The organism is Chryseobacterium sp. PvR013 (genome assembly GCF_017833095.1).
GTDB lineage: Bacteria > Bacteroidota > Bacteroidia > Flavobacteriales > Weeksellaceae > Chryseobacterium > Chryseobacterium culicis_A.
Map to the genome: position 1 here is coordinate 3,900,984 of NZ_JAFIBT010000001.1, position 19,158 is coordinate 3,920,141.

Consider the following 19,158-nt stretch of genomic DNA (forward strand, 5'->3'; position numbering starts at 1 on the left):
CTCATCGCTTTATTAATATTCGTCCTCGTTCCAAAGGAAATCCTCGTCAGTAGGATAGTCACTCCATACTTCTTCGATAGATTCATAAATTTCTCCTTCGTCTTCGATTGCCTGAAGGTTTTCTACTACTTCCATAGGTGCACCAGTTCTGATTGCGTAGTCAATAAGCTCTGCTTTTGTCATTGGCCAAGGTGCGTCACTTAAATATGAAGCTAATTCTAATGTCCAGTACATAATTTTCTAATTTTTTGCAAAAGTATAAAAATAGGTTGTATAATAAACTTTTTTATACTTGATTTTCAATTCTTTTTATAATTTTTTCTTATAAATGGCTGTCACAAACTAACTGGCAGCTGTGTCAGCAATTTACTTATTGTCGTTTTCTCAAAAACCATTCCACAAATTTTTTTATGCCATTTTGGAAGTTTGTGGCCGGTTTATAGCCTATTAAATCCTTCGCTTTGGTAATATCGGCATTCGTTTTTGTGACATCTCCCGGCTGCATTGGCAGAATTTTTTTGATGGCAGTTTTTCCAAGTGCCGTTTCTATAGTTTCCACCATCTCAGATAAAGTGATTACCTGGTTTTCTCCCAGATTCAGAATTTCATAAACTCCGGCATGGTGTTCCAGATAAAGGATTGATTTGGTAATCCCATCAATGATGTCATCAATATAGGTGTAATCTCTGGCAGTATTTCCATCACCGTAAAAAGGGATTTCCTGATCTTCTGAAATAAGTTTTACAAACTTGTGTATGGCAAGATCTGGCCTTTGTCTCGGTCCATATACTGTAAAGAACCTAAGCTGGATCATATCTATATGGTATAGATTATGGTAAACATGACCTATAATTTCCCCACTTTTCTTTGTCGCTGCATAGGGTGAAATCGGATTGTCTACATTATCTGTTTCTGAAAAAGGAATTTTTTCATTATTTCCATACACGCTTGAAGAGGAGGCACAAATAAATTTTTTAATATTGAAATCCTTACACAGTTCCCAAAGATTCATAGTACCTCGTACGTTCACTTCTTCATATTCAAGAGGTCGTTCAATAGAGGGCCGTACTCCGGCAAGAGCTGCCAGGTGAACGACCATATCAATATGATGATTTTTAAAGATGTTTTCAAGGCCTTTTTTATCCCTGATATCCTGCCAATAGAGGGAATATTGCTCAGAATGGGTGAGGGAAACTAAACGCTGGATATCGGTCTCTTTATCTGAGAATTCAAAATCCGAATTTTTACCAATTGACTCTAAAGTATTTTTAATTTTTACCTGATAGTCATAGAAATCATCAAAATTGTCAATGTTTATGACAGAATGTCCATTTCCTAATAATCGTTCAACTAAATGGGAACCGATGAACCCACTACCGCCTGTTACAAGATAAACCATTTGTATTTTTTATTAGCACAAAAATATAAATTTTACTTTTTGAAAAATATAATCATTAAATTTACTTAAAAAAGTAATATAAATATAATATGCAGTTTCAAGGGCAAATTTTAAAAATGACAAGCTATGATGCTAAGCCAATCCAATACTACCTCAATCTTTCAGGAGATCTAATCCACATGAATGAGCTGTTTGGGAAGGAGTTAAGCATAAAACATACAGGATTCCAATGTGTAAATTGTGGGGAAAATAAACCGATTTACAGAATGGGATTCTGCAAAAGTTGTTTTTTTGAAAGTCCTTATGCCAGTGATACCATTATCCGACCGGAGCTTTCTACCGCACATTTAGGAGTTGCAGAACGTGATCTTGAGGTTGAAAAACAAATTCAGCTTCAGCCGCACACTGTTTATCTGGCATATACCGGAGATGTAAAAGTAGGGGTTACCAGAAATACTCAGATTCCTACAAGATGGATTGATCAGGGTGCAACTTTTGCATTACCTATTGCGAGAACGGAGAACCGTTATGAGGCGGGAATGATAGAAGTTGCCTTGAAAGAGCATCTTGCAGATAAAACCAATTGGAGGAAAATGCTGCAGGATGATTTTGAAGGAGAAGTAGATCTTGCGGATTTCCGTCAGAAAATAAAAGAATATTTTCCTGATGACTTCCAGAGATTTTATAGTGAAGGTGAAGAATTATGGAGTTTTGATTACCCTTTTGAAAAGCCGGAAAAAGTTTCTTCGTTTACTTTAGATAAAAAACCTGAGTTTACAGGAAGATTAACAGGAATTAAAGGACAATACCTTGGATTTGAAGGAGGAAACTTTATCAATGTAAGAGGGCATGAAGGCTATGTTATTGAACTGGAAATAAAGAACTGATTTGTATAACAGGAAAAAATCAAATCACAAAATATGAAAAAATGGGTTAAAAGACTATTAATAAGTTTCGGAATCCTGGCAGGAATTCTTCTTGCTGCGAATTTCGGGCTGAATGTATGGCTTAAAACCCAGCTTCCGGAATACATTAAAAAGAATACAGACTATAAAGTTTCCTATAAAACCCTGGATGTTGATCTGGGAACAGGAAATATTTTAGCGACGGGAATTTCAGTTAACAGTAAAGATCCTCAAAACACAGACGTTATCGGCTTGCAGGGAACAATTGATACTTTGAAGATAAGCCGTTTTGGAATTTATGATGCTATTTTTAATAAAAGAATCAGCTCGTCCGATTTGTTGCTGGCAAAACCTGTTTTAAATATCATTCTTGCAAAACCTATTGATCGCAAAACCGGAAAGAAAAGAAATCCGGTTTTATTTGAAAATATCAGAATCAACGAAGGTAAAATTGCTGTTTTCCGACATACCAAACAAAAATTTCTATCAGTACAGCAATTGGATCTGTTTGTAGAAAATTTACAGATGACGGAAGAATCTGTAGAAAATAAACTACCCATCGTTTTTGATAAATACAGCATTAAAGGAGAAAAATTCTTTCTCCGTCCAGATGAAACATATGCTGCTACCATCAGTACTATAAATACAAGCAATGGCCAGATGTCTGTTGAGAATTTCAGGCTGACTCCGCTGCTTTCTTTAGCTCAGTTTAAAAAGTTTTATCCTAAAAAAGCCCAATTATTTGACTTTGTAGTTCCTAAAATGGATTTTACAGATGTCATTTTAAACAAAAATAAAATTTCACTTACGAATGCAGGCTTCCAGAATCCTGTTCTGAAAGTTTATAATACAGGAGTAAAAAGTAAAAAAGCTGAAAAAAAGTCAAATTTTGAGGTAGATTTAAAAAATATTAAGCTGAATAATGCCATAGTAAAGGTTACTAAACCTGATGGAAACAACCTTCTGTCTGTAGGGAGTCTTACAGTAAATATCAATCAGATGATGTTTAATAAAGAAACTTCTGAACAGGTCATTCCTATAGGATACAAAGATTTTACTATTGCAGGGAAAAATATTGAATACTCCAATGCTGAGAATATCACAGTAAGAAGCTTTGCGTTGAAACCTGCCAATGGTGAGATCTGGGACGTTGTATTGAGGTCAGGTCATTCTGAAACAGGAAAAGCCGCGGAAGATTTAAAAACAAATCATATTGCTTTTAATATCAATAAACTGGAATTTGTTGATAAAAAACTGAATGTGGATCTTAAAGATCTTCTCGTAGAAAATGTAAATGGCACTTTTAGAGCAGGTGAAAAAACAAATAATAAATCTGCTGGACCCGGTATTATTAATTCTGTTATCATAAGAAAAACATCCTTAAAAAACTCAAACATTACTTATGATAAAGGAAAACAGCCTTTGACTTTCCATGATCTTAATGCAACGGTAAATAATATTGAACTATTACCTAAGCCTAATCAAACCGGGCTGTCCGTCAAAGTGAAAGACTATTACATTACCACCAGAAACCTGGCTTATAAAACACAGTTTTACAACATGAGCCTTGGACTTCTTAAACTGAATAAGAATAAAATACAGATTACCAATTTTGCCATGAAACCTCTCGTTTCAAGAGCGCAGTTTATCAAAATGATACCCGTTGAGAGAGATCTGTATGATTTAAAAGCCGGACAAATTACCGCAGAAGGAGAGTGGGATCTGTTTTCTCACAATAAAATGGTAAGCGCTTCCCATGTAGGGATTGAGTCTGCAAATGCCAATATTTTCAGGAGTAAAATCCCGAAAGATGATCCGAAAGTAAAAGCATTGTATTCAAAAATGCTGCGTTCCATTAAAATCCCTATGACGATTAATACTCTTGACCTGAAAAACTCAGTATTGGTATATGAAGAAGATACTCCGGAAAGTATGGGGCCGGGAAAACTGACATTCAGTAACTTTAATATGAATGTCAAAAACCTGAATTCAGCTAAAATAAAAGGAAAACCTACTAAAGTGGATATTAAGATCAATTGCTCTTTCATGAACCTCTCACCACTTTCCGTAAACTGGAGCTTTGATGTGGCAGATCAGAAAGATGCCTTTGCTATCTCAGGAAAAACAACCAATCTTCCTGCCAGCGGAATCAATCCATTTATCAGACCTTATCTTCATGTGACAGCAACTGCGGGAACCATTCAGGAGATGCTCTTTAATTTTAAAGGAAACCCTGCCGGATTACACGGAACTTTTAATATGAAACATAAAGATTTGAAAATTGCAGTCCTGAATAAGAATAATCATGAGAAAAAAGGTTTCCTGACTGCTGTTGCCAATGTTTTTCTGAAATCAAATTCAGGAAGTTTTCCGGAAGCGGTTACTGTAGAAAATGTAGAACGTGATCCTACAAAATCTTTCTTTAATCTCTTCTGGAGAGGAATTGAACAAGGGCTCAAGAAAACACTGATTGGTAAAAGTGTAGAAAAAACAGAAAAGACCGTGAAAAATGCCGTTTCATCTGTAAAAGAAATGAAACAATCCGTAAAAGAAATAAAGCAGGAAATTAAAAATAAAAAAGAAACACCCCAACCTGAAGAAAAAAAGGAAAAGAAAGGTTTTCTGAACAATATGTTTAGAAAAAAAGAGAAAACCGAAGGGTAATTCTTTAAACCATTAAGATAGAATTGTTGACTGCTAGAGAAACTCACAATCTTTTAATTAAAAACAACCTTAATGGTTTGAAAAATTAATATGATAGAGTGGTTAAAAATTGAATTCGTCACTTTCCTGAATAGGAATGTCTCTTAGAAATTTATCAAACTCTTGACCAGGATAATTGCTGTCTGCACCATACGAATCTATAATCATTCCACGGTTTCCGGCATTATCTTTTACCACATACAGTACCGCATTATCATCAGGATTGCTGTCGCCTTCAAAACGATATGTTTTTAAAATCACCAACTCAGCAGGCTGATAAACTTTCTCAGAATTTTCAAACTTCATTTCGCACTTGTCATTCATTCTGAATTCTCTCTGAATTCCTCTCTCAGAAAGCGTTTTCATAACTTCACTTAAAGTTGTCATTCTATCAAAGTTCTCTGAATTTCCCATAATACTATTTTTGTTGTTAAGTACAATAATTAAACCATTGCAATCCCTAAATATAAGAAAAATAGCAGATTGTAATTTCCTTAAAAATAAAGTTTAATGTTAACAAAATTTATAATTTAAAAAAATAAAATAGGTATACTTTTTGCAATGGTATCAATAATAAATCAGAGAAAATATGAAAAAAGAAGTTGGAGTTTTACTGGCAGGAGGAGTTGGTCTTTTGGCAGTATTAAGTTTAATCAGCATAAAAAAATTATTGACAAAAAAAGATAAAAAATATAGTGATTCCTATTCGGATTATCACAGACACTTTGATGAAAAGAACCACGACGATGAAACTCACGGAGTGGAATTTTACGCACTGAAGTAGTAAAAAAATATATTTAATTATGTTTAAATCCAACGCTTTTGAAAGTGTTGGATTTTTTTGTGGAAAACTTTAATGTTAAAACTCATTATTTTATAAAAATTCCATTCTAATTTTACACCATAATGCAAAACGAAAATTTCATAAAAGGTCAGGGTGCTCAGCGGAATGTGGTCAATCGTTTCGACAGGTATACCTATGAGCCGGAAGATGAAGATTTCGAAACTGTAAAAACCTCTTTCACGGAAGTGTTTCCCAAAACCATTGTAAATCAGGTGAAAAGCGAAGATCTTCCGATGGAATATTCTATGAATCCTTATCAGGGGTGTGAACATGGCTGCTCTTACTGCTTTGCAAGACCTACCCATGAATATTGGGGATACAGCGCCGGAATTGACTTTGAAAGAAAAATCATGGTGAAAAAAAATGCACCCGAATTACTGGAAAAGTTTTTTCAGAAAAGAGGGTATAAAGTTGCCCCGATTTTGCTGTCCGGAAATACCGACTGTTACCAGCCAGCCGAAAGACAGTTTGAAATTACCAGAAAATTACTGCAGGTTTGTCTCGATTACAGACACCCTGTCAATATTCTGACAAAAAATGCACTGGTGCTGAGAGATCTTGATATTTTAAAACCCATGGCAGAACAGAATCTGGTTTCCGTTTCCTTAAGCATTCCCACAATCAACGAAGAACTGAGACGTAAAATGGAGCCAAGAACAAGCTCTGCGAAAAATAAATTAAAAGCCATCGAAATTCTTTCCGAAAACAACATTCCTGTACATGTAATGGTGGCGCCTATCATTCCCGGACTCAATAGTGATGAGCCTCTGAATATATTAAAAGCAATTTCTGATGCCGGAGCTTCCGGGTTCGGATATACGCTGGTCAGATTAAATGATACCGTAGAACCGGTTTTTGTGAACTGGATTGAAGCCCATTTTCCCGACAGAGCACAAAAAGTCCTCAATCTCATCCGCTCCATGCGAGGTGGGAAACTGGGAGATAAAAGATATTTTGAAAGACAAAGAGGTGAGGGGAATATCGCAGAAATGATTCACACTACCTTTAAGATTGGCAGAAAGAAGTTTTTTGACGGGAAAGAATTTCCCAAACTGTCCACCACTAACTTTACCGGAACCAGGGATCAGCAACTGAGATTGTTTGATTGATCATCACTTTTGAAACATCCTCCTGTTATTTATAGGATAAATAAAGTTTCTTTCCGGTATTATTCCAATAAATATTCTTTCGAAATCAGTTTGCTATCAATATATCATCATATATAATATATATAGTATAGCATTCGTTTTTCAGGAGCTATTTCCTGCTATCCATTCATACTCCTCGCGCCTGCGCGCTCCCACGCTCAGACCCATCCACTCTCCAACCCCATGCTGCGGGGTAACCATTTCTATCAGGGCTAGGGGAGAAGAGTGTTAATTATAAATTATAAATGATGAATGATAAATGATGAATTCAGTGTTTGGGTCTTGAGTTACGTGTTTCGAGTTTCGCCTTCTGTTTTTTAATATTTGAGTTTTTGTTTATTACTATCCCTATTATATATCATCATCAGTATTTATATTCCATAAGAACAAGCTTTATCCCGTTTTCATTACACACTTTTTTTGTATATCTATATTATATCCATCATCCTCTGTGCAAATCTGTGCCCTCTGTGAAAAATCACAATGTACCCCACGCTTTATTCATTCCCGCAACGATAATATTCAATATTAGCGTTGCTTGATCCCGTTTTCATTACACACTTTTTTTGTATACTATATTATCCAGTATCCTCTGTGCAAATCTGTGCCACCTGTGGGAAAAAATCACAATGCATCCCAACCAGTACCCATTCCCACTACAATCATATTCAATAGAAACGGGCTTTAGCCCGTTTTATCAAAAATATTCCTTTCCTATGGCTTTAGCCAAAACTTACTCTTTACCTATATATAGTATATAAAAGACATCATACCTTCCATTACCCATTACCCATTACCCATTACTCATTACTCATTACTCATGATTCCCCCTTTCACGCTCAAACCCTCAAACTCTCCCACCCTTAAACCCTCCCACTCGTAATCCCAAACATTTGTTTAAAATTTTTCTCACTTTGTATCAGTGGCTTATGTTCAAATATTACGAGGATATAACATTTATGTTAAATAAAGTTGTTTTGCGTTGCAATAAGTTGTTATCTTTGCCCCACTGAAAAACGAGAGTAGTTCAGTAGCGCAGAAGAGCTTTTAGCTAAGCAGAAACAATATGATACTTCAAAAAGAGACAAACAAAAAACTTTAATTTTTTTACAAAAAAGAGTTGTGAGTTTAAAAAGAGTTTGTATCTTTGCAGTCCCAATTACAGGGAGCGCAGGAGTAGGATGATTGAGGGTTTAGGAGAGATTAAGGTTACTTAAAAAACTTTAAAATTTTCTTCAAAAACATTTGGTCATTAAGAAATAAAGTTTTACTTTTGCACTCGCAAATACGGAGCGACACTGACAGAGAGATTGCTTCGTTACAAAGCGAAAGATATAAAGATCATTGACATACAATATAACAACCAAGTAAGGAAAAACTAAAGCGTTAAAAAACTTTGAGTGAGTCAGACAAACATACAATGGAGAGTTTGATCCTGGCTCAGGATGAACGCTAGCGGGAGGCCTAACACATGCAAGCCGAGCGGTATAGATCTTTCGGGATCTAGAGAGCGGCGTACGGGTGCGGAACACGTGTGCAACCTGCCTTTATCTGGGGGATAGCCTTTCGAAAGGAAGATTAATACCCCATAATATTTTGAATGGCATCATTTAAAATTGAAAACTCCGGTGGATAGAGATGGGCACGCGCAAGATTAGATAGTTGGTGAGGTAACGGCTCACCAAGTCTGCGATCTTTAGGGGGCCTGAGAGGGTGATCCCCCACACTGGTACTGAGACACGGACCAGACTCCTACGGGAGGCAGCAGTGAGGAATATTGGACAATGGGTGAGAGCCTGATCCAGCCATCCCGCGTGAAGGACGACGGCCCTATGGGTTGTAAACTTCTTTTGTATAGGGATAAACCTTTCCACGTGTGGGAAGCTGAAGGTACTATACGAATAAGCACCGGCTAACTCCGTGCCAGCAGCCGCGGTAATACGGAGGGTGCAAGCGTTATCCGGATTTATTGGGTTTAAAGGGTCCGTAGGCGGATCTGTAAGTCAGTGGTGAAATCTCACAGCTTAACTGTGAAACTGCCATTGATACTGCAGGTCTTGAGTGTTATTGAAGTAGCTGGAATAAGTAGTGTAGCGGTGAAATGCATAGATATTACTTAGAACACCAATTGCGAAGGCAGGTTACTAAGCAACAACTGACGCTGATGGACGAAAGCGTGGGGAGCGAACAGGATTAGATACCCTGGTAGTCCACGCCGTAAACGATGCTAACTCGTTTTTGGGCTTTTGGGCTCAGAGACTAAGCGAAAGTGATAAGTTAGCCACCTGGGGAGTACGTTCGCAAGAATGAAACTCAAAGGAATTGACGGGGGCCCGCACAAGCGGTGGATTATGTGGTTTAATTCGATGATACGCGAGGAACCTTACCAAGGCTTAAATGGGAAATGACAGGTTTAGAAATAGACTTTTCTTCGGACATTTTTCAAGGTGCTGCATGGTTGTCGTCAGCTCGTGCCGTGAGGTGTTAGGTTAAGTCCTGCAACGAGCGCAACCCCTGTCACTAGTTGCCATCATTAAGTTGGGGACTCTAGTGAGACTGCCTACGCAAGTAGAGAGGAAGGTGGGGATGACGTCAAATCATCACGGCCCTTACGCCTTGGGCCACACACGTAATACAATGGCCAGTACAGAGGGCAGCTACACAGCGATGTGATGCAAATCTCGAAAGCTGGTCTCAGTTCGGATTGGAGTCTGCAACTCGACTCTATGAAGCTGGAATCGCTAGTAATCGCGCATCAGCCATGGCGCGGTGAATACGTTCCCGGGCCTTGTACACACCGCCCGTCAAGCCATGGAAGTCTGGGGTACCTGAAGTCGGTGACCGTAACAGGAGCTGCCTAGGGTAAAACAGGTAACTAGGGCTAAGTCGTAACAAGGTAGCCGTACCGGAAGGTGCGGCTGGAACATCTCATTTTAGAGCGTCTTTAGACGATAAACAAAATTAGTATCGTAAGATACAGTACTTACTTAAAGTTCAAGCTTTAGTTTTTTGTTTGGTTGCTATATAAAAATACAAAACCCACTAGAAATTAGTAAAGGGATAGAGAGATTTTAGATTATAAATTATAGATTTTAGATTTAAATAATCATTTAAAATTTTCAATTTAAAATTTAAAATTAATAATGAAGTCTCGTAGCTCAGCTGGTTAGAGCGCTACACTGATAATGTAGAGGTCGGCAGTTCGAGCCTGCCCGAGACTACTAATTGAAGGGATTATAGATTATAAATTATAGATTTTAGATTATAACGCATGTTTCATTTAAAATTTATAATCTAGAATTTACAATTTCTACTAGAGGGGAATTAGCTCAGCTGGCTAGAGCGCCTGCCTTGCACGCAGGAGGTCAAGGGTTCGACTCCCTTATTCTCCACAGTTTTGAAAGCTTAATTTAAAAGTTACGGATAGAGCCAAAAACAATATCTGTTCATTAAGCGGACAAGAAGACATTAAGATCATTGACATTAACGGTAAAGACATCACAAAGAGATAACCGAGCACTTTCGAGTGCCGAGTTTATAAAAATATCGATAGACGAGAGTTTATCAAAAAATACTGAACTAATTTAAATATTAGGAAAGAAATCGTTAAGGGCGTATGGCGGATGCCTAGGCTTTCAGAGGCGACGAAGGACGTGGTAAGCTGCGAAAAGCTGCGGGGATTGGCACACACGAATTGATCCGCAGATGTCCGAATGGGGCAACCCGGCTGGTTGAAGACCAGTCACCTCTTAGGAGGAGCAAACCCGGAGAACTGAAACATCTAAGTACCCGGAGGAAAAGAAATCGAAGAGATTCCGTAAGTAGTGGCGAGCGAAAGCGGATTAGCCCAAAAGTCTTTATATGTTTAGAGGAATGTTCTGGAAAGAACAATCATAGAAGGTGATAATCCTGTACTCGAAAGGCATATTTGGATGATAAATGAGTAGGGCGGGACACGTGAAATCCTGTCTGAATATGGGGGGACCATCCTCCAAGGCTAAATACTCCTGAAAGACCGATAGTGAACAAGTACTGTGAAGGAAAGGTGAAAAGCACTTCGAATAGAAGGGTGAAATAGAACCTGAAACCGTACGCCTACAAGCGGTCGGAGCACCTATATGGTGTGACGGCGTGCCTTTTGCATAATGAGCCTACGAGTTAATTTTACTAGCGAGGTTAAGGTATTAAGTACCGGAGCCGGAGCGAAAGCGAGTCTGAATAGGGCGTATAGTTAGTAGGATTAGACGCGAAACCTTGTGATCTACCCATGGGCAGGTTGAAGCTCTGGTAACACAGAGTGGAGGACCGAACCGGTTGACGTTGAAAAGTCTTCGGATGACCTGTGGGTAGGGGTGAAAGGCCAATCAAACTGGGAGATAGCTCGTACTCTCCGAAATGCATTTAGGTGCAGCGTCGTATATAAGTTTATTAGAGGTAGAGCTACTGATTGGATGCGGGGGTTTCATCGCCTACCAATTCCTGACAAACTCCGAATGCTAATAAATGTTCTACGGCAGTGAGGGCATGGGTGCTAAGGTCCATGTCCGAGAGGGAAAGAACCCAGACCAACAGCTAAGGTCCCAAAATATATGTTAAGTTGAAGCAACGCGGTTGGACTGCATTGACAGCTAGGATGTTGGCTTGGAAGCAGCCATTCATTTAAAGAGTGCGTAACAGCTCACTAGTCGAGCGGTCCGGCATGGATAATAATCGGGCATAAACATATTACCGAAGCTATGGATTTGTATTTTAGATACATCTGGTAGGAGAGCATTCTATTTGCGCCGAAGCAGTACTGTGAGGTATTGTGGAGCGGATAGAAAAGAAAATGTAGGCATAAGTAACGATAAAGCGGGCGAGAAACCCGCTCACCGAAAGACTAAGGTTTCCTCAGCCATGCTAATCAGCTGAGGGTTAGTCGGGACCTAACGCGAACCCGAAAGGGGTAGTGGATGGACAATGGGTTAATATTCCCATACTTGCTCACACTAAAAAGGGGACGGAGTGCCGTACTTACTGGAGACTGACGGAATAGTCAAGGCCTAGCCTTCGGGCGAAGCTGCTGTAGGGAAAGTGCTTCCAAGAAAAGCCGAAGTGAAGCAACCCGTACCAAAACCGACACAGGTAGTCGAGGAGAGAATCCTAAGGTGCTAGAGTGAATCATGGTTAAGGAACTAGGCAAAATAGTCTCGTAACTTCGGGAGAAGAGACGCCATCAGCAATGGTGGCCGCAGTAAAGAGGCCCAGGCGACTGTTTATCAAAAACACAGGACTCTGCAAAATCGAAAGATGCAGTATAGGGTCTGACACCTGCCCGGTGCTGGAAGGTTAAGGAAGGTGCTTAGGGTTAAACCGAAGGCATTGACTGAAGCCCCAGTAAACGGCGGCCGTAACTATAACGGTCCTAAGGTAGCGAAATTCCTTGTCGGGTAAGTTCCGACCTGCACGAATGGTGTAACGATCTGGGCACTGTCTCAACCATGAGCTCTGTGAAATTGTAGTATCGGTGAAGATGCCGATTACCCGCAATGGGACGAAAAGACCCTGTGAACCTTTACTATAACTTCGTATTGACTTTGAGTAAGTAATGTGTAGGATAGGTGGGAGGCTTTGAAGCAGGCACGCTAGTGTTTGTGGAGCCAACGTTGAAATACCACCCTTTACTTACTTGGAGCCTAACTTCTTTTAGAAGGACATTGCGTGGTGGGTAGTTTGACTGGGGTGGTCGCCTCCAAAAGAGTAACGGAGGCTTTCAAAGGTACCCTCAGCACGCTTGGTAACCGTGCGTAGAGTGTAATGGCATAAGGGTGCTTGACTGTGAGACCTACAAGTCGATCAGGTGCGAAAGCAGGACATAGTGATCCGGTGGTTCCGTATGGAAGGGCCATCGCTCATAGGATAAAAGGTACTCCGGGGATAACAGGCTAGTCTCCCCCAAGAGCTCACATCGACGGGGAGGTTCGGCACCTCGATGTCGGCTCGTCACATCCTGGGGCTGGAGAAGGTCCCAAGGGTTGGGCTGTTCGCCCATTAAAGTGGCACGCGAGCTGGGTTCAGAACGTCGTGAGACAGTTCGGTCTCTATCTATTGCGGGCGTTAGATGTTTGAGAGGGCTTGATTCTAGTACGAGAGGACCGAATTGAACAAACCTCTGGTGTATCAGTTGTACCGCCAGGTGCACTGCTGAGTAGCTACGTTTGGAAGAGATAAGCACTGAAAGCATATAAGTGCGAAACTCGCCTCAAGATGAGACATCTTTTAAGGGTCGTTGGAGATGACGACGTTGATAGGCTATAGGTGTAAAGACAGTAATGTCATAGCCAAGTAGTACTAATTACCCGTAGATTTATAGCCTGATATGGCGCACGGAAGTGCAGCAAGGTTACCTCTTTGTGAAAGTTTTTATCGATAAAATAGAAGTTAGAATCTAGATATTAGAAGTTAGTTTTTACTAATCTCTAAGTACTAATCTCTAACCTCTTATATACAACCTTTAGGGTGGTTTTAGCGGTGGGGCTCACCTGTTCCCATTCCGAACACAGAAGTTAAGCCCACCAGCGCCGATGGTACTGCTAACGCGGGAGAGTAGGCCGCCGCCAGTTTTTATTTTATTTTTAAAAATCCTTTATCATCAGATAAAGGATTTTTTTTTGTTATATACTATACCCATAGCTACCTGCTTACCCTGACAAATCCCAACCCAACATAAATAATCAATAATGAGTAATCAGCAATGAGTAATAAGTAATATCCAACGTATGCTATTATTACCTATTACTCATCTCTACCCAACACTATTGTCACTCCGTAGGAGCCTAAACAATCCATTTAAAATTCTGTAGTTTGTCCTTTGAATTCTTTAGACTCTAATAAATCTGGCTAGATTCCTACGGAATGACATAATTGGAACTATTAAATCTCACGATATAAAACTGATCATTCTTAAATCGGATCCCACAACTCATAATTTAACTTATCATTCATCATTAATGTCCTCCTAGCCCCGATAGCAATGGTTACCCCGCAGCTTGGATTGGCGAGTGGGTCGGTCTGAGCGTGGGAGTGTGCAGGCGCGAGGAGTATGAATGAATAGCGGGATACAGCTCCTGAAATATCACGACTTAAATTTATTAAACTTCTTTATTTAATCAAGAGGAAGTGTTCATTATTTATACGCTGATTATTTACGCTCATATAAGGCTTATTATCCTTGGAAGCTTATCTGGTATGGAAAATATATATAAATCCTCAGAACCTGCCTTATCTTAATCCAGAACAAATAAAAAAACCGCTTCGTAAAGAAACGGTTCTTATTTATGATATTGGGACTTTCAATCTTACATATCACTGTTTGTGTCCGGGCATTTAAAATCATCACTGCAGGTAGCACATACAATGGTTCCATTGCAGTAGTACATACAGAAATCTGTTTCAGGAAGATTAGCACCTCCAGAAATGTTTTTTAATTGGCCTTTTTGTAGTTTTTTTAAATTTTTCATATCGTTTTAATTAAAAATTTGTAGTTAAAGTAAAATTAGCTAAAATATTTTTAATTAAATAGTGTTTATGAAAATAAAAATTTAATGTAGTTTAAAATAATACAACCCGAAAAGCTTACAGCGCGAGAAAAAACTAAAGATCTGGGTGATGAAACATCTAATAAAAGTTTGAATAGAAAATACGTATTGTTGAAGAAATAGACTGAAAGGAGATTGTTGTGATGCTTATATCTGTTTTTGAATAGTTTCAGGCAGCCTAAGAAACTACTGAATTTTATAGTGTAATAAAATAGGGCAAAAAGGCCAGTTCAGATTTAAATAAAATGGGCTGTCTCAATTTTGAAACAGCCCATTCTTTTCTTATTTTTTAATCAATCCCAGTTCGATCAATCTTTCATGCAGGAATTCTCCGGCAGTTGTATCTTCGTATAATTTTGGATTGTTTTCATCTACACAGTTCTCAAGTGCATTTAAAGACATTGCACTGATAGGATGCATAAAGAAAGGAATTGAATATCTTGAAGTACTCCACATTTCTCTTGGCGGGTTTACCACTCTGTGGATGGTAGATTTCAATTTGTTGTTCGTGTGTCTTGAAAGCATATCACCAACATTGATCATCAGTTCATCTGGCTCTGCAATGGCATCAATCCATTCTCCGTTGTGGTTCTGAACCTGAAGACCTTTACCTTGTGCTCCCATTAAAAGGGTAATAAGGTTAATGTCTCCATGAGCAGCAGCTCTTACCGCATCATCTGGTTCTTCGGTGATTGGCGGATAGTGAATAGGTCTTAAAATAGAATTTCCTTCTGCGATTTTATCATCAAAATAAAACTCATTTAACCCAAGGTGTAATGCTAAAGCTCTTAACACATACTGCCCTGTTTTCTCAAGCATCTGGAATGCCTCTTTACCTACTTCGTTGAATTTTGGAAGTTCATCAACGATGACATTGTCCGGATACTCAGTTTTGTATTTTGAATCATCAGACAAATACTGTCCGAAATGCCAAAATTCTTTTAAGTCTCCTTTTTTGAAACCTTTTGCAGTTTCTTTACCGAATCCTACATAACCTCTCTGTCCACCAATTCCTGGAATCTCATACTTCTGTTTCGTTTCCACTGGTTGTTCAAAAAAGTTTTTTACCTCTCCATACAAATCCTCCACTAGGTTGTCATCAAGAAAGTGGCCTTTTAAGGCTACAAAACCAATTTCTTCATAAGCTTTTCCGATTTCATTTACAAATTTCTGTTTGCGTTCCGGGTTGTCCGAAAGGAAATCACGCAGGTCTACACTAGGTATTTTATCCATTTTTAGAAATTTACGAACAGCAAAATTACATTTTTTTTAAATTAAATGATTTTAAAATCATTATTTATAAGTTAAATTTGCTGTATGAAAAAATATTCTTCTAAGAGAAGTATCCAAATACTTGCACATCTTCTTCAGCAGTACGGAATTGCAGATATCGTAATTTCTCCGGGGTCAAGAAATGCTCCTTTGGCCATTCATTTTTCAGAGGTAGATAGTTTCAACTGTTACAGTATTGTAGACGAAAGAAGTGCTGCTTTCGTGGCAATGGGAATGGCAAAAAGCGAGAAAAAACCTGTAGCGATTACCTGTACCAGCGGATCAGCAGTAGTTAATTACTATCCTGCAGTGACTGAAGCTTTTTACCAGAATGTTCCCCTTTTGGTATTGACGGCAGACCGACCTACTGATTTTGTTGATATTTTTGATGGGCAGACGATTAGACAGAAGGATGTTTTTCATCAGCATTCCTATGGTGACTTTCAACTTTTGGAAGACAGCAAAGAAAATGCAGAAGATATTAATTTCGATATCATTAAAAAAGCAATTGAGCTTTGTTTTGAGAAACAAGGCCCGGTACATATTAATATTCCTTTAGAAGAACCTTTATATGAGCTGGTATCTGAGCTTCCTACTTTTCCTACTGTTGAAAAAACAATCAAACATAGAGAGTATGAAATTCCATCCAATCTGATTGCAGAATGGCATACCTCACAAAGAATTTTACTGTTGGTGGGAACGAGAGATTACAGTCCGGAATTGGAAAATCAGTTGACTCAATTGGTAAAAAATCATTCTGTTGTTGTATTAAGTGAAGCCAACTCAAATTTACATCACGAGAAGTTCTTCAAACATATAGACCGTTATATTTTCAATTTTACGGAAGAAGATTATAAAACCTATGCCCCTGATCTGTTGATTACGATAGGACAGAATGTGGTTTCCAAAAAGGTAAAACAATTCCTGAGAAAAGCCCACCCGAAGCAACATTGGCATCTGGATGAAGTGTGGCAGCCTGATACTTATTTCTCCCTCACAGAAAAGATAGAAGTTAAGCCTGAAGTATTCTTCTCAAAACTGCTGAAATTTATCAATCTGGAGCCGAGACCTTATTTTAATCTTTGGGATGTTTTAAGGGATAAAAAAGATGCCAAGCATGAACAGTTTTTGAATACAATTGATTTTTCAGATTTTTATTTCTTCAATAAGGCATCACAAACGATTCCTGAAAACTATAATATTCATATTAGCAACTCCTCCGGAATCAGATATGCACAGCTGTTTGATTTTGGAAAGAGAAAAATATATTGTAACAGAGGAACAAGCGGTATTGACGGTTCTACTTCTACGGCAATGGGATTTGCTATCAAAAATGAAAATCCTACGTTACTGATCACAGGCGATTTAAGTTTCTTTTATGACATCAATGGTCTTTGGAATCAATATATTCCACCATTTGTAAGAATTATGATCTTCAATAACGGTGAAGGAAACATCTTTAAAATCATTCCGGGGCCTGGTAATGCCAATCCGAATACGCTGGATGAATTTATTGCTACAAAACACCGTAAGAATGCAGAATATCTGGCAAAACATTTCGGATTCTCCTATATTCGGGTAGAGGACGAGCTTACGCTGGACAGGGTGCTTGAGAACTTCTTCAAACCTGATGCACAGCCAAAAATCCTGGAAGTAAATACTCACGGGAAGAATAGCGCAGATGTACTGAAGTCGTATTTTGAATTTATGAAATAGGGTTAAAGATCAAGATATTCCTCATTCCCCGGCAGGTTGATAATCCTGTCGATAGGATAGATAAACATATCATCAAAATCATTCAACGCATTAATGATCTGGAAATGGGTGAATTGCTTTATATTCTGTAAAGTAATCTCCGTTTCTTTGATCTTTTTATGCTTTAAAAGATGCTGTCTCTGTACTCCGTTCAACAGATAGGTAGAAGGGGTAAACCAATCTTTTCCTTTTAAAAACAAAAGGTTGGAAAAAGAGGTATCTGTGATATGATTGTTTTTGACAATGATGATTTCTTCAGCTTTTGCTTTCATTTTCATCTTATCCAACTCTTTTCGGTCTTCAAATTTAAATGAATAATCAAAGCTGTTGTTTTCTACCAGCTTGAAATCCTGTATTTCAGGAATAGCATAAGGAATCATCTGTGTCCTGATTCTTTTATCAAGGTCATAGGCAATTCTTAGTTTGAAAAGACCATCCTCATCATGCTGCAGGTTTTTATAGATCTTGGCCAGATCGATAGAGTCTTCCTTCCCGAAATGGGAAAATGTTTGATTGACACGTTTCTGATGTAGATCCAATAGAAAAACCTCCTGATCTTCTACTTTAATGCTTTCAATGAATTGGGACATAGATTTTATTTTTCATTTCCTGATACTCGTCTTCTAACTTACTCATGTGCGTTATACCGCCTCCGCTTTTGAAATAAAGTTGATCTCCTTCTTTTTCAATAAAGCGTATCATTACACAGCTGTCAACATTTTGACCGTCAAACCAGCCACAAACTCCTGTGTAGTACCCTCTGTCATATCCTTCCGCATCCAGAATTATTTCCAGTGTTTTAGGTTTTGGAGCTCCTAAAATAGAGCCCGCAGGAAGAAGCTTCTGCATAATACTTCCTACTTTTCCGTCAAATTCAGGTTTTATTGTTCCTGAAATCTCAGAGCTCATGGCATACAGATCCTTCTGCTGGGTTTTGATAAAATCAATATGCTGAAACTGATCTACCTTTACATCATCAGCTACCATGCTCAGATCATTTCGGAGCAAATCTACTACCGTGTAATGTTCTGCCTTTTCTTTCTTATCATTTTTTAGAATTTCTGCTGCATTTTCAATAGAAGCATCAATTGTACCTTTCATGGGATAAGTCAGAATTTTACTATCAATAATCTTTACAAAAGTTTCAGGAGAAAAAAATACAAAAAAATCTTTATAAAAAACTTTGTACTTCGCATTTGAATGGTAAAAAATTTCTTCTAAGGTTAAATTGGTCTCTATCTTTGTTTTTCTAGTATAATTTACTAAATAAGAGTTCCCTAAACGAATATTTTTCTGAACCTTGTTAAAGCCTATTTTAAAGCTTTCCAGTGTCTCAGGAAATGACTTCCATATTACCTTTTTGTCTAGTGTATGGATCTCTTTTGGTTCTGTAAGTTCTTTAAAATCAATAATTAAACCCTCTTTTTCAATTTCATGTTCCTGGTATATTTCAACATTCTCTGCGAGAAAGTCGATGACGAAAAAATAGGGAGCCTTCTGAAGGGAAAGCTCGTCCATTTCCATAAATTTTTGATGATTCACTGAAAACATTCTG

12 protein-coding genes, 2 tRNA genes and 3 rRNA genes are annotated in these 19,158 nt (G+C 38.3%); 10 read left to right on the plus strand and 7 right to left on the minus strand.

The window, feature by feature from the left end:
* Window positions 1-12 precede the first annotated feature (12 nt).
* Both JOE44_RS17830 and JOE44_RS17835 read right to left on the minus strand, forming a co-directional pair.
* A complete protein-coding gene (locus tag JOE44_RS17830) occupies window positions 13-234 on the minus strand; it encodes a DUF2795 domain-containing protein (protein ID WP_002662059.1) in 222 nt (73 codons plus the stop codon).
* A gap of 136 nt (window positions 235-370) precedes the next feature.
* Complete coding sequence (locus JOE44_RS17835) at window positions 371-1,399, minus strand: GDP-mannose 4,6-dehydratase (RefSeq protein WP_209786619.1); 1,029 nt, start codon at window positions 1,397-1,399, stop codon at window positions 371-373.
* Between the two features lie 89 nt (window positions 1,400-1,488).
* On the opposite strand from JOE44_RS17835, the gene JOE44_RS17840 reads away from it, so the two are divergent.
* The gene (locus JOE44_RS17840; protein WP_209786620.1) at window positions 1,489-2,286 is read left to right on the plus strand and encodes a DUF2797 domain-containing protein; all 798 of its coding nucleotides are present in this window, start codon (window positions 1,489-1,491) and stop codon (window positions 2,284-2,286) included.
* A gap of 33 nt (window positions 2,287-2,319) precedes the next feature.
* Window positions 2,320-4,968 (plus strand): hypothetical protein, encoded by a 2,649-nt coding sequence (locus JOE44_RS17845; RefSeq protein WP_209786621.1) that lies wholly within the window; start codon window positions 2,320-2,322, stop codon window positions 4,966-4,968.
* Between the two features lie 102 nt (window positions 4,969-5,070).
* Here JOE44_RS17845 and JOE44_RS17850 read toward each other — a convergent pair whose 3' ends face one another.
* Entirely contained in the window at window positions 5,071-5,421 is a 351-nt protein-coding gene (locus JOE44_RS17850; RefSeq protein ID WP_209786622.1) for a hypothetical protein, read from the minus strand.
* Between the two features lie 175 nt (window positions 5,422-5,596).
* Between JOE44_RS17850 and JOE44_RS17855 the strand changes: the two genes are divergently transcribed.
* From JOE44_RS17855 to rrf, 7 genes are all read left to right on the plus strand, one after another.
* On the plus strand, window positions 5,597-5,791 hold the full coding sequence (locus tag JOE44_RS17855; RefSeq protein ID WP_209786623.1) for a hypothetical protein: 195 nt from the start codon (window positions 5,597-5,599) through the stop codon (window positions 5,789-5,791).
* Between the two features lie 122 nt (window positions 5,792-5,913).
* A complete protein-coding gene (locus JOE44_RS17860; protein WP_209786624.1) occupies window positions 5,914-6,960 on the plus strand; it encodes a PA0069 family radical SAM protein in 1,047 nt (348 codons plus the stop codon).
* Window positions 6,961-8,416: 1,456 nt separating this feature from the next.
* Window positions 8,417-9,933 (plus strand): 16S ribosomal RNA (locus tag JOE44_RS17865).
* 213 nt (window positions 9,934-10,146) lie between these two features.
* A tRNA-Ile gene (locus tag JOE44_RS17870) sits at window positions 10,147-10,220 on the plus strand.
* 97 nt (window positions 10,221-10,317) lie between these two features.
* Window positions 10,318-10,391: transfer RNA gene (locus JOE44_RS17875), tRNA-Ala, on the plus strand.
* A gap of 204 nt (window positions 10,392-10,595) precedes the next feature.
* A 23S ribosomal RNA gene (locus JOE44_RS17880) occupies window positions 10,596-13,353 on the plus strand.
* 140 nt (window positions 13,354-13,493) lie between these two features.
* Window positions 13,494-13,601: ribosomal RNA gene (gene rrf / locus JOE44_RS17885) — 5S ribosomal RNA — on the plus strand.
* Together the 16S, 23S and 5S rRNA genes with 2 tRNA genes alongside form the textbook arrangement of a ribosomal RNA operon.
* A 735-nt stretch (window positions 13,602-14,336) precedes the next feature.
* Here rrf and JOE44_RS17890 read toward each other — a convergent pair.
* Together JOE44_RS17890 and JOE44_RS17895 are read right to left on the minus strand one after the other, a co-directional pair.
* Entirely contained in the window at window positions 14,337-14,498 is a 162-nt protein-coding gene (locus JOE44_RS17890; RefSeq protein WP_165791697.1) for a hypothetical protein, read from the minus strand.
* A gap of 360 nt (window positions 14,499-14,858) precedes the next feature.
* Window positions 14,859-15,809, minus strand: a complete 951-nt coding sequence (locus JOE44_RS17895; RefSeq protein WP_209786625.1) for an isopenicillin N synthase family oxygenase — start codon at window positions 15,807-15,809, stop codon at window positions 14,859-14,861.
* Window positions 15,810-15,893: 84 nt separating this feature from the next.
* On the opposite strand from JOE44_RS17895, the gene menD reads away from it, so the two are divergent.
* Window positions 15,894-17,564: a 2-succinyl-5-enolpyruvyl-6-hydroxy-3-cyclohexene-1-carboxylic-acid synthase gene (gene menD / locus JOE44_RS17900; protein ID WP_209786626.1), complete on the plus strand. Its 1,671-nt coding sequence runs from the start codon at window positions 15,894-15,896 to the stop codon at window positions 17,562-17,564.
* A 2-nt stretch (window positions 17,565-17,566) separates the two neighbouring features.
* On the opposite strand, the gene JOE44_RS17905 is transcribed toward menD, so the two are convergent.
* Both JOE44_RS17905 and JOE44_RS17910 read right to left on the minus strand, forming a co-directional pair.
* A complete protein-coding gene (locus JOE44_RS17905; protein WP_105684018.1) occupies window positions 17,567-18,193 on the minus strand; it encodes an aminotransferase class IV in 627 nt (208 codons plus the stop codon).
* Window positions 18,177-19,154, minus strand: coding sequence for an aminodeoxychorismate synthase component I (locus JOE44_RS17910; RefSeq protein WP_209786627.1), 978 nt, complete (start codon window positions 19,152-19,154; stop codon window positions 18,177-18,179). Before JOE44_RS17910 ends, JOE44_RS17905 begins: the two co-directional genes overlap by 17 nt.
* Window positions 19,155-19,158 lie beyond the last annotated feature (4 nt).